The organism is Sulfitobacter dubius (assembly GCF_027214245.1).
In the GTDB taxonomy this organism is placed as follows: Bacteria; Pseudomonadota; Alphaproteobacteria; order Rhodobacterales; family Rhodobacteraceae; genus Sulfitobacter; species Sulfitobacter dubius_A.
The window spans coordinates 476,051-494,844 of record NZ_JAPWHM010000005.1; the positions used below are offsets into that span (position 1 = coordinate 476,051).

22 protein-coding genes and 1 pseudogene are annotated in these 18,794 nt (G+C 55.6%); all 23 read right to left on the reverse strand.

What is annotated here, in order from left to right; translation table 11 throughout:
* Positions 1-2: 2 nt before the first annotated feature.
* Positions 3-437 carry a hypothetical protein gene (locus O4H31_RS15300; RefSeq protein ID WP_093737964.1) on the reverse strand — a complete coding sequence of 145 codons (435 nt, stop codon included), beginning with the start codon at positions 435-437 and terminating at the stop codon, positions 3-5.
* Positions 437-1,102, reverse strand: a complete 666-nt coding sequence (locus O4H31_RS15305) for a hypothetical protein (protein ID WP_093737966.1) — start codon at positions 1,100-1,102, stop codon at positions 437-439. Before O4H31_RS15305 ends, O4H31_RS15300 begins: the two co-directional genes overlap by 1 nt.
* Positions 1,095-3,104: a hypothetical protein gene (locus tag O4H31_RS15310; protein WP_093737968.1), complete on the reverse strand. Its 2,010-nt coding sequence runs from the start codon at positions 3,102-3,104 to the stop codon at positions 1,095-1,097. Before O4H31_RS15310 ends, O4H31_RS15305 begins: the two co-directional genes overlap by 8 nt.
* Complete coding sequence (locus tag O4H31_RS15315) at positions 3,089-5,338, reverse strand: hypothetical protein (RefSeq protein WP_139186604.1); 2,250 nt, start codon at positions 5,336-5,338, stop codon at positions 3,089-3,091. The genes O4H31_RS15310 and O4H31_RS15315 overlap by 16 nt, the downstream gene beginning before the upstream one ends.
* The gene (locus tag O4H31_RS15320; RefSeq protein WP_093737972.1) at positions 5,335-6,498 is read right to left on the reverse strand and encodes a tyrosine-type recombinase/integrase; all 1,164 of its coding nucleotides are present in this window, start codon (positions 6,496-6,498) and stop codon (positions 5,335-5,337) included. Before O4H31_RS15320 ends, O4H31_RS15315 begins: the two co-directional genes overlap by 4 nt.
* Before the next feature lie 144 nt (positions 6,499-6,642).
* Positions 6,643-7,407, reverse strand: a pseudogene (locus tag O4H31_RS15325) (AAA family ATPase); the annotation flags it as partial.
* Position 7,408: 1 nt separating this feature from the next.
* On the reverse strand, positions 7,409-8,782 hold the full coding sequence (locus tag O4H31_RS15330) for a trypsin-like peptidase domain-containing protein (RefSeq protein ID WP_269347088.1): 1,374 nt from the start codon (positions 8,780-8,782) through the stop codon (positions 7,409-7,411).
* A 128-nt stretch (positions 8,783-8,910) separates the two neighbouring features.
* Complete coding sequence (gene rplQ / locus O4H31_RS15335) at positions 8,911-9,327, reverse strand: 50S ribosomal protein L17 (RefSeq protein ID WP_007118863.1); 417 nt, start codon at positions 9,325-9,327, stop codon at positions 8,911-8,913.
* A gap of 163 nt (positions 9,328-9,490) precedes the next feature.
* Positions 9,491-10,507 carry a DNA-directed RNA polymerase subunit alpha gene (locus O4H31_RS15340; RefSeq protein WP_007118862.1) on the reverse strand — a complete coding sequence of 339 codons (1,017 nt, stop codon included), beginning with the start codon at positions 10,505-10,507 and terminating at the stop codon, positions 9,491-9,493.
* A gap of 114 nt (positions 10,508-10,621) precedes the next feature.
* A complete protein-coding gene (gene rpsK, locus O4H31_RS15345) occupies positions 10,622-11,011 on the reverse strand; it encodes a 30S ribosomal protein S11 (RefSeq protein WP_067622222.1) in 390 nt (129 codons plus the stop codon).
* Positions 11,012-11,026: 15 nt separating this feature from the next.
* Positions 11,027-11,395, reverse strand: a complete 369-nt coding sequence (gene rpsM, locus O4H31_RS15350; RefSeq protein WP_007118860.1) for a 30S ribosomal protein S13 — start codon at positions 11,393-11,395, stop codon at positions 11,027-11,029.
* Positions 11,396-11,656: 261 nt separating this feature from the next.
* Positions 11,657-12,304 (reverse strand): adenylate kinase, encoded by a 648-nt coding sequence (locus O4H31_RS15355; protein WP_269347095.1) that lies wholly within the window; start codon positions 12,302-12,304, stop codon positions 11,657-11,659.
* Entirely contained in the window at positions 12,301-13,683 is a 1,383-nt protein-coding gene (gene secY, locus O4H31_RS15360) for a preprotein translocase subunit SecY (RefSeq protein WP_120351861.1), read from the reverse strand. The genes O4H31_RS15355 and secY overlap by 4 nt, the downstream gene beginning before the upstream one ends.
* Before the next feature lie 119 nt (positions 13,684-13,802).
* Positions 13,803-14,285 carry a 50S ribosomal protein L15 gene (gene rplO, locus O4H31_RS15365; RefSeq protein WP_067622231.1) on the reverse strand — a complete coding sequence of 161 codons (483 nt, stop codon included), beginning with the start codon at positions 14,283-14,285 and terminating at the stop codon, positions 13,803-13,805.
* Between the two features lie 631 nt (positions 14,286-14,916).
* The gene (gene rpmD, locus O4H31_RS15370; RefSeq protein ID WP_007118856.1) at positions 14,917-15,105 is read right to left on the reverse strand and encodes a 50S ribosomal protein L30; all 189 of its coding nucleotides are present in this window, start codon (positions 15,103-15,105) and stop codon (positions 14,917-14,919) included.
* Between the two features lie 2 nt (positions 15,106-15,107).
* Entirely contained in the window at positions 15,108-15,689 is a 582-nt protein-coding gene (gene rpsE, locus O4H31_RS15375; RefSeq protein ID WP_067267992.1) for a 30S ribosomal protein S5, read from the reverse strand.
* Positions 15,690-15,857: 168 nt separating this feature from the next.
* Entirely contained in the window at positions 15,858-16,217 is a 360-nt protein-coding gene (gene rplR, locus O4H31_RS15380; RefSeq protein WP_067622237.1) for a 50S ribosomal protein L18, read from the reverse strand.
* Positions 16,218-16,228: 11 nt separating this feature from the next.
* Positions 16,229-16,762, reverse strand: a complete 534-nt coding sequence (gene rplF, locus O4H31_RS15385; protein ID WP_269347100.1) for a 50S ribosomal protein L6 — start codon at positions 16,760-16,762, stop codon at positions 16,229-16,231.
* Between the two features lie 10 nt (positions 16,763-16,772).
* Positions 16,773-17,165, reverse strand: coding sequence for a 30S ribosomal protein S8 (rpsH, locus tag O4H31_RS15390; RefSeq protein WP_067622243.1), 393 nt, complete (start codon positions 17,163-17,165; stop codon positions 16,773-16,775).
* A 12-nt stretch (positions 17,166-17,177) separates the two neighbouring features.
* Positions 17,178-17,483, reverse strand: coding sequence for a 30S ribosomal protein S14 (gene rpsN, locus O4H31_RS15395; protein WP_007118851.1), 306 nt, complete (start codon positions 17,481-17,483; stop codon positions 17,178-17,180).
* A gap of 18 nt (positions 17,484-17,501) precedes the next feature.
* Entirely contained in the window at positions 17,502-18,065 is a 564-nt protein-coding gene (gene rplE / locus O4H31_RS15400; protein WP_067622246.1) for a 50S ribosomal protein L5, read from the reverse strand.
* The gene (rplX, locus tag O4H31_RS15405) at positions 18,058-18,369 is read right to left on the reverse strand and encodes a 50S ribosomal protein L24 (RefSeq protein ID WP_067267981.1); all 312 of its coding nucleotides are present in this window, start codon (positions 18,367-18,369) and stop codon (positions 18,058-18,060) included. The genes rplE and rplX overlap by 8 nt, the downstream gene beginning before the upstream one ends.
* A 2-nt stretch (positions 18,370-18,371) precedes the next feature.
* Complete coding sequence (rplN, locus tag O4H31_RS15410) at positions 18,372-18,740, reverse strand: 50S ribosomal protein L14 (RefSeq protein WP_005621870.1); 369 nt, start codon at positions 18,738-18,740, stop codon at positions 18,372-18,374.
* Positions 18,741-18,794 lie beyond the last annotated feature (54 nt).

Here is an 18,794-nt window from a genome sequence, read left to right on the forward strand (position 1 = left end):
GGTCAGCGGAAGTCTTTCGTCGTCTCCAAGAAGGCATCTCTCGCCGACTTGAAATGCTTCACCTCTTCGAGTTCACGGCGCAATTGTCGGTTCTCCTCTTGCAAGCTTGCGATCCGCTGCAACAGCTTCGAATTCGACGTCGCTGTGCGCTTCATTCGATCATTGGCTCTTTCCCTCGCGGCGCTTTCCTCAGCGATGGATTTGGATAGGGCTGGATGTTGCGAACCCCATCGAACGTCGAGTTCTTCGACGAGTTGTTTGATGGCGGGGTTCTGTCCAAATGAACGTCTGTTGAAGCCAAGCTCAGTGGCAACCTCCTTGCGGTTTAGCTTACCCCGACGAATATAGTCCGCATGATCACCCCGCGCTTCCCGCTCAGAGACCCATGCAACGAAGCGAGCAAAGTTCTCGCTCCCTAATTGCCGACCGCTGGACATTATTCCGCCACCTTCATCTGGAACTTGGTCCTCAACTGATCTTTAAGCCTGCTGATCTCTTCGTATGCTTCAACAAGCTTCCCTTGTAGTCGCTCTACATCCTCATCCAACTTGGCGTTATTTTCGAGAAGACGATTGTTCTGTTGGAATAGCGAAACATAGGAATGGTTCTGGGACGCTAGGCGATCGGCCATGTTTTGCTCGAACGCCGCTTTGGCATACTCCGAAAGCTTTATCTGCTCGAGCTTACGATACTTTTCAAGCAGGGCGGAGTAGGCGGCCTTTCTCTCAGTTGCTGAGGGCCTAGCGTTGCTCAAACTCCGGGCCTTGATCGCGGCCTCCAAGCGCGTGTTCAGCGACCCTATGAACTCTACAGTGCGCAGAACATCTCGCCGATCCTTATTTCTGAGGTGTCCCTCGTTGAGCCCCGCTGCTTTGTTGAGAGTTGCGGCGACCAATTTCCACTCCTTGATTTTGACTGTGCGTCCGGGCTTCAATCCCCGGGTGAATGCCAGCTTCTTCTCGAACGCTACGAGTGCGACATCCACAATGCTTTTGTAGCTTTGCGCAACATCAGCATCATAATACCAGAGAGGCGGGCGAGCTTTGTCAGGCAGCTGAGGAGAGAAATCGAGATCAAAATCTTCCATTTCAAGGTCAGACATCCACCTTCTCCATTTTTCTCACCAGAGCCTCCAGAGCCCTAAGAGTCTTTTGAGCGCCATCAACGAACAGTGGGCCGATCAGATCATTGCCTTGCCATTCCTGAGCCTCCGCTCGGTAGGTCGCAAGACGTCGTTTTAATGTCAGGAAGTGAGGATCATCCTTGTTGTCAGTTTGTTTTATTATGCAACTATTTACACACCCTACGCAGCTATCTACATCAGCCGTTTGGGTTCTTGGAATACCCGCTTCGTCACGGCAATTCGCGAGTTGTTTTGTGTTCTCAGTCAAAACACATAAACCATATTCATGAGGGGTGACAATCGGCTCGCCAACATGCTCTTCTATAATCTGCCTAATGGTTGCATCACGCGCACTCTTATCGTGCATCTCGACTAAACCAATATTGTCCGCTTGCCTCGTGAGGAATTCACCCAGCTGCCCATGGAGGGTGGCAGCACCATCTACGTATCGACTGACGAGTTCAAAAATCTGGCGCCTACCAAGGTGCTGATACTCCGACAGCTCGACCTTATTATGCGTGTAGACTCCAGTCATTTTCGACCCGAAATGGTGCCGGTAATGATCGCGGATAAGTGGCATAATATTTCCATCGAAACGGCGCATGGCAAACTCGGCCCAAGCATGGCGGAATCCATGAGCTGTTACGTGCGGGCAATAGTTACGGACATCATCACCCTGTCCCTCAAGAAAAATCTCGTAGAAGGAATTAACCTGCATCGTAACGTTAATAGCGTTTTTATTCAGAGAGTATACCGGCTGGTTCTGCGAGTTGAAACTATACCTAAAGTAGGAGAAAAGCTCTTTCCTCCTCTCGCAGGTCAAGCCGACGCCACCTAGACCATCCAGGACATCGATAAAATCGGCGACAGCAGCCGAAACATGCCGATCCGTAACGACCCCATGGTTGGTTTTTTCGATGTTCGACGCGAAGATATAGTCCGCCCCCTTTTTCTCGAACGCGTCGCGTGCCATTCCGCTCGCTTCACTATGTCGGATACCAGTCAAAATAAGAATCGCCAAATAACATGCTGTAAGAAGATGGTCCCCCTTTCGGGTAATTGAACTCTTAATTGAATGTGTGCCAATCGCGAATGGGATTGATGGAAGGGGAAGCTGATCTCTCGACTTCACGTTCGGGTAACACTTGCAAAGCTCCTCGAAGAACACTTGATCTACAGACCAAGCCTTTAATCGGCTGCCATAGCATGTGCTCCGTTCACCAAAATTTGAGAAAAATTGGCCAGCGGTCTTCCAACTAGGAAGCCTTCCCTCTTCGCGAAGCCTTCGTTCCGTTTGAAACCACGCGAGGACGTATTTGGTCTCATCCGATTTTATCAGCTGGAAACAATAACCTAGGACAGCCAAAGCAATTTCGAAAGGAACGATCGAAAAACTTCCGCCAGCCCGCCAATCTGCGTAGCTTTCGCCGGCATCTCTCACCCATACTGAGCAAAGGTCTTCCCAACGCCCACTTAGATTAGACGCCGGTAAGTACTGCTCAGGCACCAAACGGTGCTCCGCGTACCGCAGATCATACATCCACGCAAGTAGACGAATTCTACTGAACACCGTGGGCCCCCGAGCAATCGAACCATCGATATTGTGTATCACGAGCTCTATAAGTTCACTCTCACTGAGATCAGCTAGCAGTCGCCCCTGAAACTTACTGTTCATGAAATGAAATACTGAGGCAATGTTACCATAGGTAGAACTCATGCTTCTGGGACTCTGCACAGTCGCAAAGCCATTATCCACCCCTTCACAACGCAAGAACACAATATTCTTTGCGACCAGCTGCTGCCAGCTTCGAAGCTCCCCGAAACGACTCCTAAAGTCAATTTTCACTACCTCGCCTGAATCGACGTGATGAATAAACCAAATATCGTCGAAATACTTACCTGGGTTCTTGGCGTAACAAGAAGAGTCAATGAGAGGAGCACCGTCAGACGAACTAGCAGCATCTATCATTCCACGATCCATGAGTTCCCCCCTTCCGATATCGGTGCATGTGGTATCCTGCGTTCCAAATGCCCATATTTTTCAGATGCATCTTTCAGACTGACAGCACTGAAGCGCTTCAGGAGCAACTCAAGAAAGTTAAGCTTTGCCCACGCATTGATAGCCTTGTCGAGGTCTTGGGTGGCAAAAAGACCCTCTAACTCTCCCTCGATATGGCGCACCTCTTCCATCATCATGCGAGCCGTGAGACCGGAATCGAAGAGATAAATCATTCCATCCTTTTTAATCAAACCGCTTTTTTCGACAATAAATTTCTCTGCCTTGGCGGCCGCTAGGATTGTTTCGGGAGGAGCTTCGAGACTACTTCCCCGCAAGCCTATAAAATCCACTAAAGCAGAAACTGAAAACGGGCTTGTTCTCTCCTCCCATTCACCAATAATATCATGTGAAATACTGGCCATTTCCTCTGACACGGCGGCGGCAAACGCCCTGCCCTTCCTCAGCTTCACTTTATCTCTCGACCGCGCCCGATAGATTTCCTCACGGGTCTTCAATGTATGAAATTCATTCTGCGCTTGTCGTGAGAGTTCATCTGGATCTTCACTGTAATAGGACTTCAGCAGCGTAGTGGATTTAATGAATCCTCCTCGTTTTGCTTCTTCCGCATATACATGCGACTGAGCAATTGCCGAAGGAAGCAGCGCTTTAGCCGTACGCCTTTCGACGTCACCAAAATTAAACGCTCTGCCATTCTGACGTTTGACTTGAACGACGCTTAAGTATATCTGTTTAACTACAATTAAGTTTGCGTCTGACAAACCGTACTCGATCAGCCCTTCCGAGTGATCGGAGAAAGCCAAATGATAGAAATTCCAGGTGGAGCTAAAACGGGCAGTCTGCGGTTTATAGGGTGATATCATCGCTTCAGAAACGACATTCCCCAATGGGCGCTGATCATAGTCCCACAGATATGCTTTAAGCGCTCGACCCATCCTAGTATTCTTCTTAATACAAACGTTCTCGGCCTTACCACTCCGCCCCTTGAAGCTTCTAATCCAAATTCCTGTCGCATCTTCATCAATTTGCGCCCGTTTGAGGCGAACCGTGTTAGACAACTGAATTCTTCGTGATGCCAACAGCCAGACAAGGCACGTCTCTTCTTCCAAACTGGGGCCTAAGAAGTCGAGAAGTGAAAGCATTAATCTGGACATAATGGAGAAATTCTTCCCTCCATTTTCCCAAATAGACCATTGAGATTTCGGGTATGAACATGACGCAGTGACTTTTAAAAGCTGGTCTGCGAAACCCTTCGCTCCATTTTTGGCCAAATTCACTGCGGATGAAAAACGTTCGAAATGTATTGACTTCCGCCATTGGGACATTGCGATTGCATTGAGAAACGCATCATCCATAGCCACCAGAATCTCGATGTTAATACCCAAGATTTCGAACCACTCATTCTCCCATTTCAGAACTCTGGGTGAGTACGCTTGTGTTCTTTCAATCTTCTTGAGCCGTTCCACGCCGATCCGCGTCACCGCATCACAGATCTTAGCATATAGCTCTGGATGTTCGTTCCGAAGTCGCTTTCGAACATCTGACCATTTTCGGATAAACGCAGATGCATAATCAGTAACAGCATCGATGTACTGCTCATTCGTATAGTTAAGACTATCGCCGAATACATCTTCGAGAGACCTGGTCGGGTATCTTTCTACCGCTCTTAGGTTTGGCCAATAGCCGCTATCGAGGGCTTTTGCCCCCTTCCCCCCGATAAGGGTTCTGATCTCGCGCTTCACTTTTAGATCATCGCTCTTATCGGCGGCTTTATTGAACAGCCTCTTGGCGTCGTCCATGCTTGCCTTAATGCTGTATTCTGATGTCAACTCAGACTTTAAACGCTTGAGTAGCGCTCTTCCAAAATAACGCCTGTCTGATTCTTCACCGCTGACCGCTACCTTCACTATATATTCAAATGCTCTTTTATAACTTGGCACACGGGAAGCTGTGATGCCCGATTCTGGGGAATTTATGACTGCAATCATCGGCCCGATATATCGGTGGCATCGTAGTTGGGCAGGGACGCCAACCTCTTGAACCACGCCGAGGCTATCTACACCAATCCGTGCCACCCCCTTCAATGTGCCTGGTACATTCTGGACGTTGCTACGGTATTCTGCAGCATAGTCGCTCTCTTCTTCAGTAAGGCCTCCACGAATTAAACGCGCTTCCGCAAATGAAGATCGATTAGTCATTCAAACTCCTCCGTCAAGTAGCGGACTTGGCTGGCATCAGATGTTTGATCGACCATTTTGGCATTCTGTTCTTCGGCGTTGCCATGGAGAAGGATTTCGAAGTTGATGTATATATTCGTGGTGTCGAGACTTTCATGCCCTAACCTCTCTCTAAGCTGCTCATAGTTTTCGTTCAAAGCGCGAAGCCTATTTGCAAGGTTAGTCGCGTAGGTATGTCTCAATCCGTGGAATGTCCGTGTCCGGCTATGCCGTATCCACATATCGAGATTGGGAGTGTTCGCATTCCCATTCAATAGTATGGCGTCCTTGCAAGACTTATAAATTTTTGACGGATATGACGTGCTTAATCTTCTGTCGCGCGCCGACCCAAACGCAATATCGCCCGACACATGAAAGGTATTAACATAGCGGAGGATATCCTTCGCCAAGGCAGTTGGGAAAGCAATCTTCCGTACCTTTCCGGAACCCCGCCCCTTACCAATGATTGCGTACAAAAATTCGTTTCTCTGGCTGCTTTCAGCTTTCTTCAGCTCACTCCTAATTCTTGGAATACTGAAGTTGTCGGGATCAACAATTTCAGCGCCGCGGCAACCGGTCTCGTAGGCTACACGAAGTATGAGTTCATCTCGCCTTCTTAGCCTCGCGTTCTTTTTAACAACGTAACCAGAGAGGGTTTCGAAGTCTTTATAGGAAAGGTATTTCGCGTAAAGGCCAAACGGATCGAGTGAATTCTTTGTTCCGGCCGCCAGATTCACTTCCTCTTGCAGACTATGATTTATGTATTCCGATACCTCTATAGCCTTCTCAATGAACCCCAGATGCTCCATCGCCCTATAGAACTTTGCGATGAACCCGTGATAGTGTTCAACGGTAGTCGCTTCTAATCGCTTCTCTTGAAAGAGATGTTTGTCTAAGTATGCTTCGAGAAAGAACGCATCGACTTGGAGAGGCTCTATCCCTTTGCTTTTGGCAAAGTTCAGGAAATTTGCGACTTGGTGAGCCAGTTGATCATAGCCTCTCGGCTTCCGGTAGTATTCATTCATGAGCCAGATAGACGCAGGGAAGTAGGGTGCGAGCGTATCACCGTCTCGGATCATCTTGACGGTTCTCACCATGCCTTGGTGTTCGACTTCGCAAGTGACAACCTCAAATCCGCTCATACTGCTCCTGATGATGATCTGCAGGCTGTGGGCAGGTAGTTAATTCACCATTCAATATTACATTTTGCCGTAAAAATATACCCCGTCGTCGAAACGACCCTCAAAACGCTGGTTTGGGTATTTTTTTGCTTTGGTCTATAGAGTTAAATATGAAATCAAGTTGTAATGCGAATCCCCCGATTTGTCGTATTGCGCGGCCCGCCGCATGAGCCGTTTCGACAGCCCCGCCTTGTCGAGCGGCGCATCGCCCTTCCACGCCGTGACCTGCTCGATCAGGTTGAGCAGCGCCCGCCCGTCGCCATCGGCCATCTCCAAAAGCGCCTCGCGCGCCTCGGGCTGCAACGGCAGGGGCTTGCCCAACTCGCGCTCGGCCCGTTGCGCCAATCGCTCCAGATCGGTGAGCGGCAGGCGTTCCAACACCAGCACTTGCGCGCGGGACAGCACAGCGGCGTTCAATTCGAAACTCGGGTTCTCGGTGGTGGCACCGACCAGAAGGATCGTGCCATCCTCCATATGCGGCAAGAACCCATCCTGCTGCGCCTTGTTGAAACGGTGGATTTCGTCGACAAACAAAAGCGTCCCCTGCCCCTGCCGCCGCCGCATCTTGGCCGCGTCGAAAACCTTGCGCAGTTCCGGCACGCCCGAGAAAATCGCGCTGATCTGCACGAAATGCAGATCGGTCTCATCCGCCAGAAGCCGCGCGATGGTGGTCTTGCCAACGCCGGGCGGGCCCCAGAAGATCAGCGAAGACAGCGCGCCCGCGGCCAACATCACCGACAGCGGCGCATCGGGGCCCAGCACTTTCTCTTGCCCAATCACCTCGGACAGCGCGCGCGGCCGCAACCGGTCCGCCAAGGGGCGGTGCCCGGCCTCCGCCGCTGCGTCGCCGTCACCAAATAGATCCGCCACGCTACCCCCTGAACCGCAGAGCGACACGCCGGTCGCCGCGCTGAATGACCATCTGAATGCGCCGCACTTCGCCCGACAGCAGAGCGGCCAGACTGTGCGTCTCTGCCACCTCTACCCCATTCACCGAAAGGATCACATCACCATCCCGCAGCCCAACGCGCGGGCCATAGCGGCCTGCATCCATGACGACGACGCCACTGCTTTCCAACGGCAGGTTCAGTTCAGAAATCACCGCCGGATTGATTCGCGCAGCGCGCAACCCGGGCAAAAGGCTCCGGGTGCCCAGCGTGACCTCGGCCCGGTCCGGTTCATCCGGGGCGGCGATCAGCGCCACCGTCATCTCTTGCAAAACGCCATCGCGCCTGACGCCCACGCGCGCGGAATGACCGAGCCCGGCGACCGACATGCGGTAGATCATCTCTGACGGCGTATTAACCGCCTGGTCATCGACGCTGACGATGACATCACCCACCCGCAGCCCCGCCGCGTTGAAAGGGCTGGAGGGATGCAGCCCCGACACGATGATCCCGCCCGGTCGATCCAACCCCAGCGGCCCGGCCATATCTGCATCCACCGGTTGCCCGGCCAACCCCGCCCAAGGGCGGCTGAACGCCACCTCCCCCGCGCGGGCCTGCGCGACAAAGGCTGCGACCAGATCAGCGGGGATCGCAAAGCCGATGCCGTTGCTGCCGCCCGAGCGCGTCAGGATCGAGGTGTTCACCCCGATAAGCCGCCCCGCCATGTCAATCAGCGCCCCACCCGAGTTGCCGGGGTTGATCGGCGCATCGGTTTGAATGAAATAGCCCTGCCCGCCATTATCCGCCGCCCCCGACCGCGCAAGGCCCGAGACGATCCCGCTCGACACTGTCTGCCCCACGCCGAAGGGATTGCCGATGGCCAAGGCAAGCTCACCCACCTCCACCGCATCGCTATCGCGCAACTCAAGAAACGGCAGGTCCGCCGCGCTTTCCAGCTTGAGAATCGCCAGATCGCTCTCCGCATCCCCCAAAAGCACATGGGCACTGAACTCGCGCCGGTCATTCAAGACCACACGGATATCAGTCGCCGTGCCCACCACATGATAGTTCGACACCACGATGCCATCCGCCGACAGAATCACCCCAGAGCCGAGCGAATTCTGCACGCGGGGCCGCTCTGAGAAGGGATCCCGAAAGAATCGTTCGAAAAACGGATCGGCCTGAAGCGGCGTGCGCTGTGGCTTGGTCAGGATGCGGGCGTAGATGTTGACCACTGCGGGGGTCGCCTGCTTGACCAGTGGCACGAAACTCAACTGAATCTGCGCGGCGGAACTGGGCACCTGCTGCGCCGCTAGGGGGGCGGCAAACAGCGTCAGGATCATCAGCAAATATCTCATGTCGTCAGATATGCGCAGCCGCCCCGGCTGGCGCAACTCCCATTTCGGAATGATCTTGAAATCTCTGCCGCGACAACGAAAAAGCCCCGCCAAATGGCAGGGCTTTCCATTCCGCAATCTGCGAAATCTTATTCTGCGGCGTCTTCTTCGGCCAGACGCGCTTTGTCTGCGGCGCCTTTGGCGTCGCGGTCGCGGTCGACGAATTCGATGATCGCCATCGGCGCCATGTCACCATAGCGGAAGCCAGCTTTCAGAACGCGAACGTAACCACCTTGGCGGTCTTTGTAGCGCGGGCCGAGGATGTCGAACAGTTTCGCGACATACTGGTCTTCTTTCAGCTTCGACGCGGCCTGACGGCGGGCGTGCAGGTCGCCGCGTTTGGCCAGCGTGATCATCTTTTCGATGATCGGCTTGAGTTCCTTGGCTTTCGGCAAGGTTGTTTTGATTTGCTCATGCTCGATGAGCGAGCCTGCCATGTTCGAGAACAGCGCTTTGCGGTGTTCATGTGTACGGTTCAGGCGGCGGTATCCACGTGCGTGACGCATTGTCTTACTCCAGTCGTGAAGCCCTCTACGGGCGGTTTTGCTTTGTCTGGCCCGCGATGCGTGTCACGGGCTCTCCTTGGGGCTTGCACCCGGTCGTAACGGTGCCCGATTTCTTTTGAAGAAATCGGCCCGGAAACTTTGAAAGTTTCCGGGTCCGTGTGTCTTAGAACGAATCCTCGAACTTCTTGGCGAGGTCTTCGATGTTCTCTGGCGGCCAGTCTTCGACATCCATGCCAAGGTGCAGACCCATGCCCGACAGCACTTCCTTGATCTCGTTCAAAGACTTGCGGCCAAAGTTCGGCGTGCGGAGCATTTCGGCTTCGGTCTTCTGGATCAGGTCGCCGATATAGACGATGTTGTCGTTCTTCAGGCAGTTCGCCGAACGTACAGACAGTTCCAACTCGTCGACTTTCTTGAGCAGCAGCGGGTTGAACTCAAGACCATCGTCGTCGTCCTGACGGGACGCCGATTCCGGCTCGTCGAAGTTGACGAAGATGCCCAGCTGGTCTTGCAGGATGCGCGCGGCAAAGGCCACGGCGTCATCCGGCGTGATGGAACCGTCTGTTTCCACTTTCATGGTCAGCTTATCGTAATCCAGCACCTGGCCCTCACGGGTGGGCTGCACGTCATAGGAGACCTTCTTGACCGGCGAATAGATCGCGTCGATCGGGATCAGACCGATGGGCGCGTCTTCCGGCTTGTTCTTGTCGGCAGAGACATAGCCCTTGCCGGTGTTGACGGTCAGCTCCATGTAGACATCCGCACCATCGTCGAGGTGGCAGATCACGTGCTCGCGGTTCAGAATCTCGATACCAGCGGATTCGGAGATGTCACCGGCAGTGACAACGCCCGGACCTTTGGCAGAGATCGACAGGCGCTTGGGGCCTTCGACTTCCATGCGCAGGCTGACGCCCTTGAGGTTCAGGATGATGTCGGTCACGTCTTCGCGCACACCGGCGACGGAGGAAAACTCGTGCAGTACGTTGTCAATCTGCACAGATGTGATCGCCGCGCCCTGCAGCGAGGACATCAGCACGCGGCGCAGCGCGTTGCCGAGGGTCAGGCCAAAGCCCCGCTCCAGCGGTTCGGCCATGACGGTCGCCTGACGTGCAGGGTCATTGCCCGGCTTGACGTCAAGCTGTTGCGGCTTGATCAATTCAGCCCAATTTTTGTGGATCATGCGTCCCTCCATCCTTGTTTGTGCCTCATGTCCAAATGACACAAACGCTCGAGGTTTCTGAAAAGCGGTATGGGGCCGCACGCAAGGCGCGACCCCATGTAAAACAGTCCCGGCTTAAACGCGGCGGCGTTTGGGCGGGCGGCAGCCGTTGTGGGCCATCGGGGTCACATCACGGATCGACGTGATGTTGAAACCGGCAGCCGCCAGAGCGCGGAGCGCGGATTCACGACCCGAACCAGGGCCCTGAACTTCAACTTCCAGCGTCTTGACGCCGTGATCCTGCGCCTTGCGGCCAGCATCTTCTGCGGCCATCTGAGCGGCATAGGGTGTCGATTTACGCGACCCTTTGAAGCCCATGGTGCCAGCGGAGGACCAGGAAATTGCGTTGCCTTGAACATCCGAGATCAGGATCTTGGTGTTGTTAAAGCTCGAGTTCACATGCGCCACGCCTGCGGCGATGTTCTTGGAGACCTTACGCTTGGTCTTTGTCTTATCGCGTGCCATTGATCAGACCCTCCCTTATTTCTTCTTGCCAGCAATGGCCTTAGCGGGGCCTTTGCGGGTGCGAGCATTGGTGTGGGTACGCTGACCACGGACGGGCAGGTTACGACGATGGCGCAGGCCACGGTAGCAACCAAGGTCCATCAGACGCTTGATGTTCATCTGCGTGTCACGACGCAGGTCGCCTTCGACGGTGTAGTTGGCGTCGATGTGCTCACGCACGGCCAGAACTTCGGCGTCGGACAGTTCGTTAACGCGACGGGTCGCGTCGATGCCAACGGCTTCGCAGATGGCTTTGGCGGAGGAGGTGCCAATACCGGTGATATAGGTGAGGGCGATTGGAACCCGCTTTGCAGTCGGGATGTTTACGCCGGCAATACGTGCCACGTTAGCTATTCCTTTTCGTTGCGGGTCCGTCGTTCCAGACCCTTTTTTCACAACACAAGCCCGAGGCGTTTGGGCCATCGGGCTGAGGCTGATCAGGTGATCTTGCGGGGCTGGGCGGAACCCTTGCCGCAATTTGATTCTCTTGCGAGATAGGGGTGACTATGAGGTTTTGCGCAGGGCGTCAAGCCTTGCACAAAACTCCCGTAGGATCGGCGGCGCGGCGCGAAAGGCGGCGTCGCCCCTGCCCGCACCACCGGGCAATCACTTGTCGAGAATCTGCGCAATCGCGCCGCGGACTTCTTCGATCTGGCCCAGACCATTTACACCGCTGAGCATCTCTTTGGCATAGTAATAGCCAATCAGCGGAGAGGTCTGTTTGTAGTACGCCATCAGACGGGTTTTGAGGCTTTCCTCATTGTCGTCCGCGCGGCGCTTGAACTCGATCCCGCCGCAGTTGCTGCATTTCCCGTCTTCGGGGATCGGCTTGGTCAGGTCGTTGTAGACCTCGCCGCAGGACGCACAGGTCGAGCGTGCGGTGATGCGGGCGACCAGCGCCTCATCGTCGACCTTCATCTCGATTACGGCGTCGAGGGTCTGGCCCTCTTGCTGCATCAAATCGGCCAGCGCATCGGCCTGCGCCAGCGTGCGGGGGAAACCGTCAAAAATAAAGCCGCCATGCTCGGCTTTGTCGGTAAGCTTTTCGCGGATCAGGCCGATGACGATCTCATCAGTAACCAGCGCGCCGCGGTCCATGACATCGGCGACAATCTTCCCCATTTCCGTACCGCTGTCCTTGGCCTCACGCAGCATGTCGCCGGTGGACAGTTGAACCATGTTGCGGGTCTCGACCAGATGACGTGCTTGGGTGCCTTTGCCTGCGCCCGGAGGCCCGAGTAGGATAATATTCATCGACGTACGGGGCTCCGTTTCTTGCGTGTACCTTTGCCTTTGCCCGCGCCTTTGCCGCGCAGCTGAGACTTCTCAAGCAGACCTTCATACTGGTGCGCCAGCAGATGGCTCTGAACCTGTTGGATCGTATCCATGGTGACCGAAACGACGATCAGCACTGAGGTGCCACCGAAGTAGAAGGGAATGGCGAACTGGCCGCGCAGAATCTCGGGCAGAACACAGACCGCCGCCAGATAGGCCGAGCCGAGAACGAGGATGCGGTTGACCACATACTCCAGATACTCGGAGGTGCGCTTGCCGGGGCGGATGCCGGGGACAAAGCCGTTTTGGTTCTTCAGGTTGTCGGCCACGTCATCAGGTTTGAAGCTGACGTTGAAAGTATAGAAATAGGCAAAGAAGACGATCATCGCCACGAAGAACAGCAGGTAAAGCGGCTGGCCAGGGCCAAAGTTCGCCAGAAGCCAGGACATCACCGGGCTGGTGGAATTGCCCGAAAACGTGCTGACGGTGACCGGCAGCAGCAGCAAAGACGAAGCAAAGATCGCCGGGATCACGCCCGCCGGGTTCACTTTTACCGGCAGGTGGCTGGTGCCGCCGTCATACATCTTCATCCCGACCTGACGGCGGGGGTATTGGATGTGTATTTTCCGCAGCGCGCGCTCCATGAAGACCACGAACATGATCGTCGCAATCACCATGACCAGCACACCCACGATCACCGCAGGGCTGATGGCACCGGAGCGGCCCGAAGCGAAGAACTGCGCGATGGCGGCGGGAACCTCGGCGATGATGCCGACGAAGATGATCAGCGAGATGCCGTTGCCGATGCCGCGTGCGGTGATCTGCTCACCCAGCCACATCAGGAACATGGTGCCGCCGACGAGGGTAATCATACAGGCGGCGATGAAGCTAAAGCCCATCTGCCCATCGGCCACGATGTCACCAGCCTGAAGGCTGACCGCAAGACCGTAGGACTGCAGGGTCGCCAGCGCCACGGTGCCGTAGCGCGTGTACTGGTTGATCTTCTTGCGCCCCTGTTCGCCCTCTTTTTTCAACTGCTCCAGCGCCGGGACCATGGAGGTCAGCAACTGAACGATGATCGAGGCCGAAATATAGGGCATGATACCCAGAGCGAAGATACCCATCCGGCCAAGCGCGCCGCCGGTGAACATCGACACCATGCCGCCGATGCCTTGACCTGCGCTCTCCATAAAGTCACGCAGTGCGCCGCCGTCGATGCCGGGCACCGGGATAAAGGTGCCAAGGCGGTAAACGATAAGCAGCCCGAGTGTGAACAGGATCCGATTGCGCAGGTCTGTTGCCTTGCCCAATGCGGCCCAGCTCGTGTTCGCGGCCATGTTTTCGACGGCAGATACCATGAGGGGTCTCTTCTTTTGTTGCGAAAACGCCGCCCGGGCCGTTTTCCGGCGGGCGGCGTTCGGGAAAACTTGAGGATATGTAAGCGGCTAACGCGCCGCTCACAAGCCTTAAGGCCGCTTTACTCGGATGCCTCGGCCGCCTTGGGGGCGGTCACGGTCACCTTGCCGCCTGCCTTCTCCACCGCCTCAATGGCGGACTTGGAAGCGCCAGCGACGTTCAGGTCGATCTTGGAGGTGATGTCACCCTTGGCAAGAACGCGGATACCGTCCAGCTCACGACGGACCAGACCGGACGCGATCAGGGCGGCACCGTCGATGGTGTTGCCGGCGTCGAGCTTCTTGGCGTCGATGAATTTCTGGATCAGGCCCAGGTTCACAACAGCGAAAGACTTGCGGTTCGGCTTGTTAAAGCCACGCTTGGGCAGACGCTGGTAGATTGGCATCTGGCCGCCTTCGTAGCCGTTGATGCTGACACCGGAACGGGATTTTTGACCCTTGATACCACGGCCACCCATCTTACCCTTGCCAGAGCCGGGACCACGGCCAACGCGCATACGCTTCTTGGTTGCGCCTTCGTTGTCGGAAAGTTCGTGCAGTTTCATGTCGCTTCTCCTTATGCCGGAAATGGCCCCCAGCGACGGGAGTGGCCAAACGCGGCGTTGCGATTCCATTGCGACCCAACATGGGCCACCGGGGGCGTATAGGGGATGGCGGGGGGCGTGACAAGGGGGGTGGGCTACTCAGGTGAGGCTCCATCCTTCCCCCGTCTGTGTAGCCCGCTTTTCTAATGGCAGTGATATGGCTCTGATCCGGCATGGCAGCATTGACCGGGCGGTGAAGATTTCCGGCATCCGCCCCCATGGGAGGGATGTTCGGGCGTATAGGGGATGGCGACTTGTGTGTGCACCGAGGCGAAGGATGGCACGCCAATCGTCGCGATAATGAGGGCTAAAGCTGAAAAGGTTTTCACTGTTTATCCGATACGTTTACGACCTCGCCAAATTCTACGAGGCCATTCGAAGGTAAAGGTTAAGCAAATATTAACAAGTGTAATAAACTGGGCTCGGCGGATGAGGTGACGGGGCCCCTTAGGTAAACCGGCTTCAAGCCGTCTGCGCCTTTAGGGAACACAGTGCCAACAAAGCTTCAGAAGCCACAAATAGCAAAACGCCCCGCAGTTCCCTGCGAGGCGCTTTCGTAGAGTGGTCCCCCACTCTACCGCTGAACCAAAGTTCAGCCTTTCTCTTCGACGATCTCAACCATATGCGAGACCTTGTTGATCATGCCGCGGACGGAAGGGGTATCTTCCAGCTCACGGGTACGACCCATTTTGTTCAGACCCAGGCCAACCAAAGTTGCCTTTTGCTTGGCGGGGCGGCGGATCGGCGAGCCGACCTGCTTGATTACGAGTGTCTTGGCCATGCTTATGCCTCCTCAGCCACTTGTGCGGAGGACTCTACGTTGTCTTCACGCTTGGGCAGAATGTCAGCCACTTTCTTGCCGCGACGCTGCGCGACGGAACGAGGCGATTGCTCTTTCTTCAGACCGTCCAGAGTGGCGCGGATCATGTTGTAGGGGTTCTGCGAACCGACCGATTTGGACACAACGTCCTTCACGCCCAGCATCTCGAACACAGCACGCATCGGACCACCGGCGATGATACCGGTACCTTCAGGTGCTGTACGCATGATAACGCGGCCTGCCCCGTGGCGACCATGCATGTCGTGGTGCAGGGTGCGGCCTTCGCGCAGTTGAACGCGGATCATCTGACGCTTGGCTTGCTCAGTCGCCTTGCGGATGGCCTCGGGTACTTCTTTCGCTTTACCCTTACCAAAGCCCACGCGGCCTTTCTGATCGCCCACGACCACGAGTGCGGCGAAGCCGAAACGCTTACCACCCTTAACGGTCTTGGACACGCGGTTGATCGCGACCAGACGGTCAGCGAATTCCGGGGTTTCGTCGCGTTGGTTGCGGCGGTTGCCCCCACGGTTGTCATCTCTTGCCATCTGGCATCTTCCTTTTTCTGTGGCCCTGAGGCCCTTAGGATCAATCCTGGTGAGCGCTTGGCCCCCGGATCATCGAGAGGGCCAACCCGGCCCTCTTCGCAGGAAAGCTATGCGCAGGGCACAGCCTCCATATGAAAGCGGGTGCGTGGTTGCCCACGCACCGCACAATCAGATCTTCAAACCGCCTTCACGCGCGGCGTCGGCCAGAGCCTTCACCTTGCCGTGGAAGAGGAAGCCGCCACGGTCGAAGTATGCTTCTTCGACGCCGGCTTTCTTGGCACGTTCGGCAATCGCGGCACCGACCTTGGTCGCTGCTTCGATGTTGTTCTTGCCGAAAACGCCCAGATCCTTTTCCATCGAGGAAGCGGAAGCCAGTGTCACGCCGTTCACATCGTCGATCAGCTGAGCCGAGATGTTTTTGGACGAACGGTGTACCGACAGGCGGAGACGCCCGGCGTTCACTTTGCGGAGTTTGTTCCGAACGCGCATGCGGCGTTTCAGGAACAGCTGTCTTTTGGTGTTTGCCATCTTTCCGTTCCTTACTTCTTCTTGCCTTCTTTGCGGAACACGAACTCACCCTTATAGCGGATGCCTTTGCCCTTATAGGGCTCGGGCTTGCGCCATGCGCGGATGTTCGCGGCGACCTGACCAACAAGCTGTTCGTCAATGCCTTCCACAACGATTTCGGTCTGCTTCGGTGCTGTCACGGTGACGCCTTCGGGCGCAACGTAGTCAACATCGTGGCTGAGGCCGAGGTTCAGTTTTAGCGTGTTGCCATTAACGGCCGCACGATAACCAACACCCTGGATTTCCAGCTCCTTCTTGAAGCCCTCGGTAACACCGGTCACGAGGTTTTCAATCATGGTGCGGGACATGCCCCACTGCTGACGCGCGCGCTTGGACTTGCCACGCGGTGTCACAGAGATTGCATCGTCTTCGACCGTCAGGGTCACGTCGTCAGTTGCGCGGAAGCTGCGGGTGCCCTTGGGGCCCCTCACTTCGATCGTCTGACCGCTCACCGATGCCGAGACGCCCGAAGGCATGGCGACTGGTTTCTTACCAATACGAGACATTGTCTTCTCCTTAGAATACGGTGCAGAGCACTTCGCCGCCAACATTGGCAGAGCGTGCAGATGCGTCCGACATCACACCTTTGGAGGTGGAGACAATCGACACGCCGAGGCCCTGACGGACGACGGGAATGTCATTGACGGCCATGTAGACGCGACGACCGGGTTTGGAAACCCGCTTCAGCTCACGAATAACAGGTTCGCCTTCGTAGTACTTGAGGCTGATCTCGATGGCGGGGTGGCCATCGGCGCCCGTGACTTTTTCGTAGCCGCGGATGTAGCCTTCGTCGGCCAGCACGTCCAATACCCATGCACGCAGCTTGGAAGCCGGTGTGGAGACGGTGGATTTGCCGCGCAGCGAAGAGTTACGGATGCGTGTCAGCATATCTGCGATAGGATCGTTCATCTGATGCGCTCCTTACCAGCTCGACTTGACCATGCCGGGGATTTGGCCCGAAGAGCCGAGGTCCCGCAGCGCGATCCGCGAAATTTTCAGTTTACGATAGTAGGCGTGCGGGCGGCCCGTCAGCTGGCAACGGTTGTGCAGACGCACAGCAGAGCTGTTGCGCGGCAGTTTCGCCAGTTTCAGGGAAGCGCGGAAACGCTCTTCCATCGGTTTGCTTTCGTCGCTCACGATCTCTTTCAGAGCCGCGCGCTTCTCAGCGTACTTTTTGACCAGTGCTTCGCGCTTCTTTTCGCGCTCAATCATGGATTTCTTAGCCATTTCTAATCCTTCCCGCGCTTATGAATTGAAGGGCATGTTGAAAGCTTTCAACAGCGCCTTGGCTTCAGCGTCGGTTTTCGCCGTGGTGGCGATCACGATGTCCATACCCCAAGTTTCGTCAACTTTGTCGAAGTCGATTTCGGGGAACACGATATGCTCTTTCATGCCCATGGCGTAGTTGCCACGGCCGTCAAAGCTCTTGCCCGAGATGCCGCGGAAGTCACGGATACGGGGCATTGCGATCGTGATCAGACGATCAAGGAATTCGTACATGCGGTCGCCACGCAGGGTAACTTTCGCACCCAAAGGCATGTCTTCACGCACGCGGAAACCAGCGATGGATTTCTTGGCCACGGTTGTCAGAGCCTTCTGGCCTGCAATCGCGGTCAGGTCTTCCTGAGCCGACTTGGCTTTCTTGCTGTCACGTACGGCCTCGGCACCGCAGCCGATGTTCAGAACGATCTTGTCCAGCTTGGGGATCATCATGTCGTTCTTGTAGCCGAATTCCTCTTTCAGGGCGGCGCGGATCTTCTCGCGGTATTCGGCCTGAAGGCGGGGTGTGTAGGTTGCGGTATCAAGCATCGATCACGTCCCCCGTGGTCTTGGCAAAGCGCACTTTCTTGTCGCCTTCGATTTTGAAACCTACGCGCGTGGCTTTGCCGTTGGCATCCACCAGTGCGAGGTTGCTCAGGTCGATCGGCATCGCCTTGGGGATGCGGCCGCCCTGAGATGTCTGTGTCTGGCGCGTTGCGCGGATGGCGATTTTCACGCCGTCAACGATGGCCTTGTTCGACTTGGGGTCAACAGACGAGATGGTGCCCGTCTTGCCCTTGTCCTTGCCGGACAGGACGATGACCTTGTCACCTTTGCGAAGTTTAGCAGCCATGATTACAGCACCTCCGGAGCGAGCGAGATGATTTTCATGAAGTTCTTCGCACGCAGTTCACGAACAACCGGCCCGAAAATACGGGTGCCGACAGGCTCGTTGTTGTTATTCAGGATAACAGCAGCGTTGCGGTCGAAGCGGATGGCGGTGCCATCTTCACGACGAACTTCTTTGGCAGTGCGAACGACAACGGCCTTACGGACGTCGCCTTTTTTCACACGACCGCGCGGGATGGCTTCCTTGACCGAGACGACAATGATGTCGCCGACGGATGCGTATTTACGCTTGGAACCACCCAGGACCTTGATGCACTGAACACGGCGCGCGCCGCTGTTGTCAGCAACATCCAGGTTGGTCTGCATCTGGATCATTTGGTTTCTCCCGACCTTCTGGGGGGCGATGCGGCCCTCATCCCAGGGTTTCGT

What these genes read in the sequence shown, in the direction of transcription:
- O4H31_RS15330 (WP_269347088.1), bottom strand. Translation starts at nt 8,782, where the DNA reads ATGAGATATTTGCTGATGATCCTGACGCTGTTTGCCGCCCCCCTAGCG.
- rplF (WP_269347100.1), bottom strand. Translation starts at nt 16,762, where the DNA reads ATGTCTCGTATTGGTAAGAAACCAGTCGCCATGCCTTCGGGCGTCTCG.
- rpsK (WP_067622222.1), bottom strand. Translation starts at nt 11,011, where the DNA reads ATGGCACGCGATAAGACAAAGACCAAGCGTAAGGTCTCCAAGAACATC.
- secY (WP_120351861.1), bottom strand. Translation starts at nt 13,683, where the DNA reads ATGGTATCTGCCGTCGAAAACATGGCCGCGAACACGAGCTGGGCCGCA.
- O4H31_RS15320 (WP_093737972.1), bottom strand. Translation starts at nt 6,498, where the DNA reads ATGAGCGGATTTGAGGTTGTCACTTGCGAAGTCGAACACCAAGGCATG.
- rplO (WP_067622231.1), bottom strand. Translation starts at nt 14,285, where the DNA reads ATGAAACTGCACGAACTTTCCGACAACGAAGGCGCAACCAAGAAGCGT.
- O4H31_RS15310 (WP_093737968.1), bottom strand. Translation starts at nt 3,104, where the DNA reads ATGGATCGTGGAATGATAGATGCTGCTAGTTCGTCTGACGGTGCTCCT.
- rplE (WP_067622246.1), bottom strand. Translation starts at nt 18,065, where the DNA reads ATGCTTGATACCGCAACCTACACACCCCGCCTTCAGGCCGAATACCGC.
- O4H31_RS15300 (WP_093737964.1), bottom strand. Translation starts at nt 437, where the DNA reads ATGTCCAGCGGTCGGCAATTAGGGAGCGAGAACTTTGCTCGCTTCGTT.
- O4H31_RS15315 (WP_139186604.1), bottom strand. Translation starts at nt 5,338, where the DNA reads ATGACTAATCGATCTTCATTTGCGGAAGCGCGTTTAATTCGTGGAGGC.
- rplQ (WP_007118863.1), bottom strand. Translation starts at nt 9,327, where the DNA reads ATGCGTCACGCACGTGGATACCGCCGCCTGAACCGTACACATGAACAC.
- O4H31_RS15340 (WP_007118862.1), bottom strand. Translation starts at nt 10,507, where the DNA reads ATGATCCACAAAAATTGGGCTGAATTGATCAAGCCGCAACAGCTTGAC.
- rplN (WP_005621870.1), bottom strand. Translation starts at nt 18,740, where the DNA reads ATGATCCAGATGCAGACCAACCTGGATGTTGCTGACAACAGCGGCGCG.
- rpsN (WP_007118851.1), bottom strand. Translation starts at nt 17,483, where the DNA reads ATGGCTAAGAAATCCATGATTGAGCGCGAAAAGAAGCGCGAAGCACTG.
- O4H31_RS15355 (WP_269347095.1), bottom strand. Translation starts at nt 12,304, where the DNA reads ATGAATATTATCCTACTCGGGCCTCCGGGCGCAGGCAAAGGCACCCAA.
- rpmD (WP_007118856.1), bottom strand. Translation starts at nt 15,105, where the DNA reads ATGGCCAAGACACTCGTAATCAAGCAGGTCGGCTCGCCGATCCGCCGC.
- rpsE (WP_067267992.1), bottom strand. Translation starts at nt 15,689, where the DNA reads ATGGCAAGAGATGACAACCGTGGGGGCAACCGCCGCAACCAACGCGAC.
- O4H31_RS15305 (WP_093737966.1), bottom strand. Translation starts at nt 1,102, where the DNA reads ATGTCTGACCTTGAAATGGAAGATTTTGATCTCGATTTCTCTCCTCAG.
- rplX (WP_067267981.1), bottom strand. Translation starts at nt 18,369, where the DNA reads ATGGCTGCTAAACTTCGCAAAGGTGACAAGGTCATCGTCCTGTCCGGC.
- rpsH (WP_067622243.1), bottom strand. Translation starts at nt 17,165, where the DNA reads ATGAACGATCCTATCGCAGATATGCTGACACGCATCCGTAACTCTTCG.
- rplR (WP_067622237.1), bottom strand. Translation starts at nt 16,217, where the DNA reads ATGGCAAACACCAAAAGACAGCTGTTCCTGAAACGCCGCATGCGCGTT.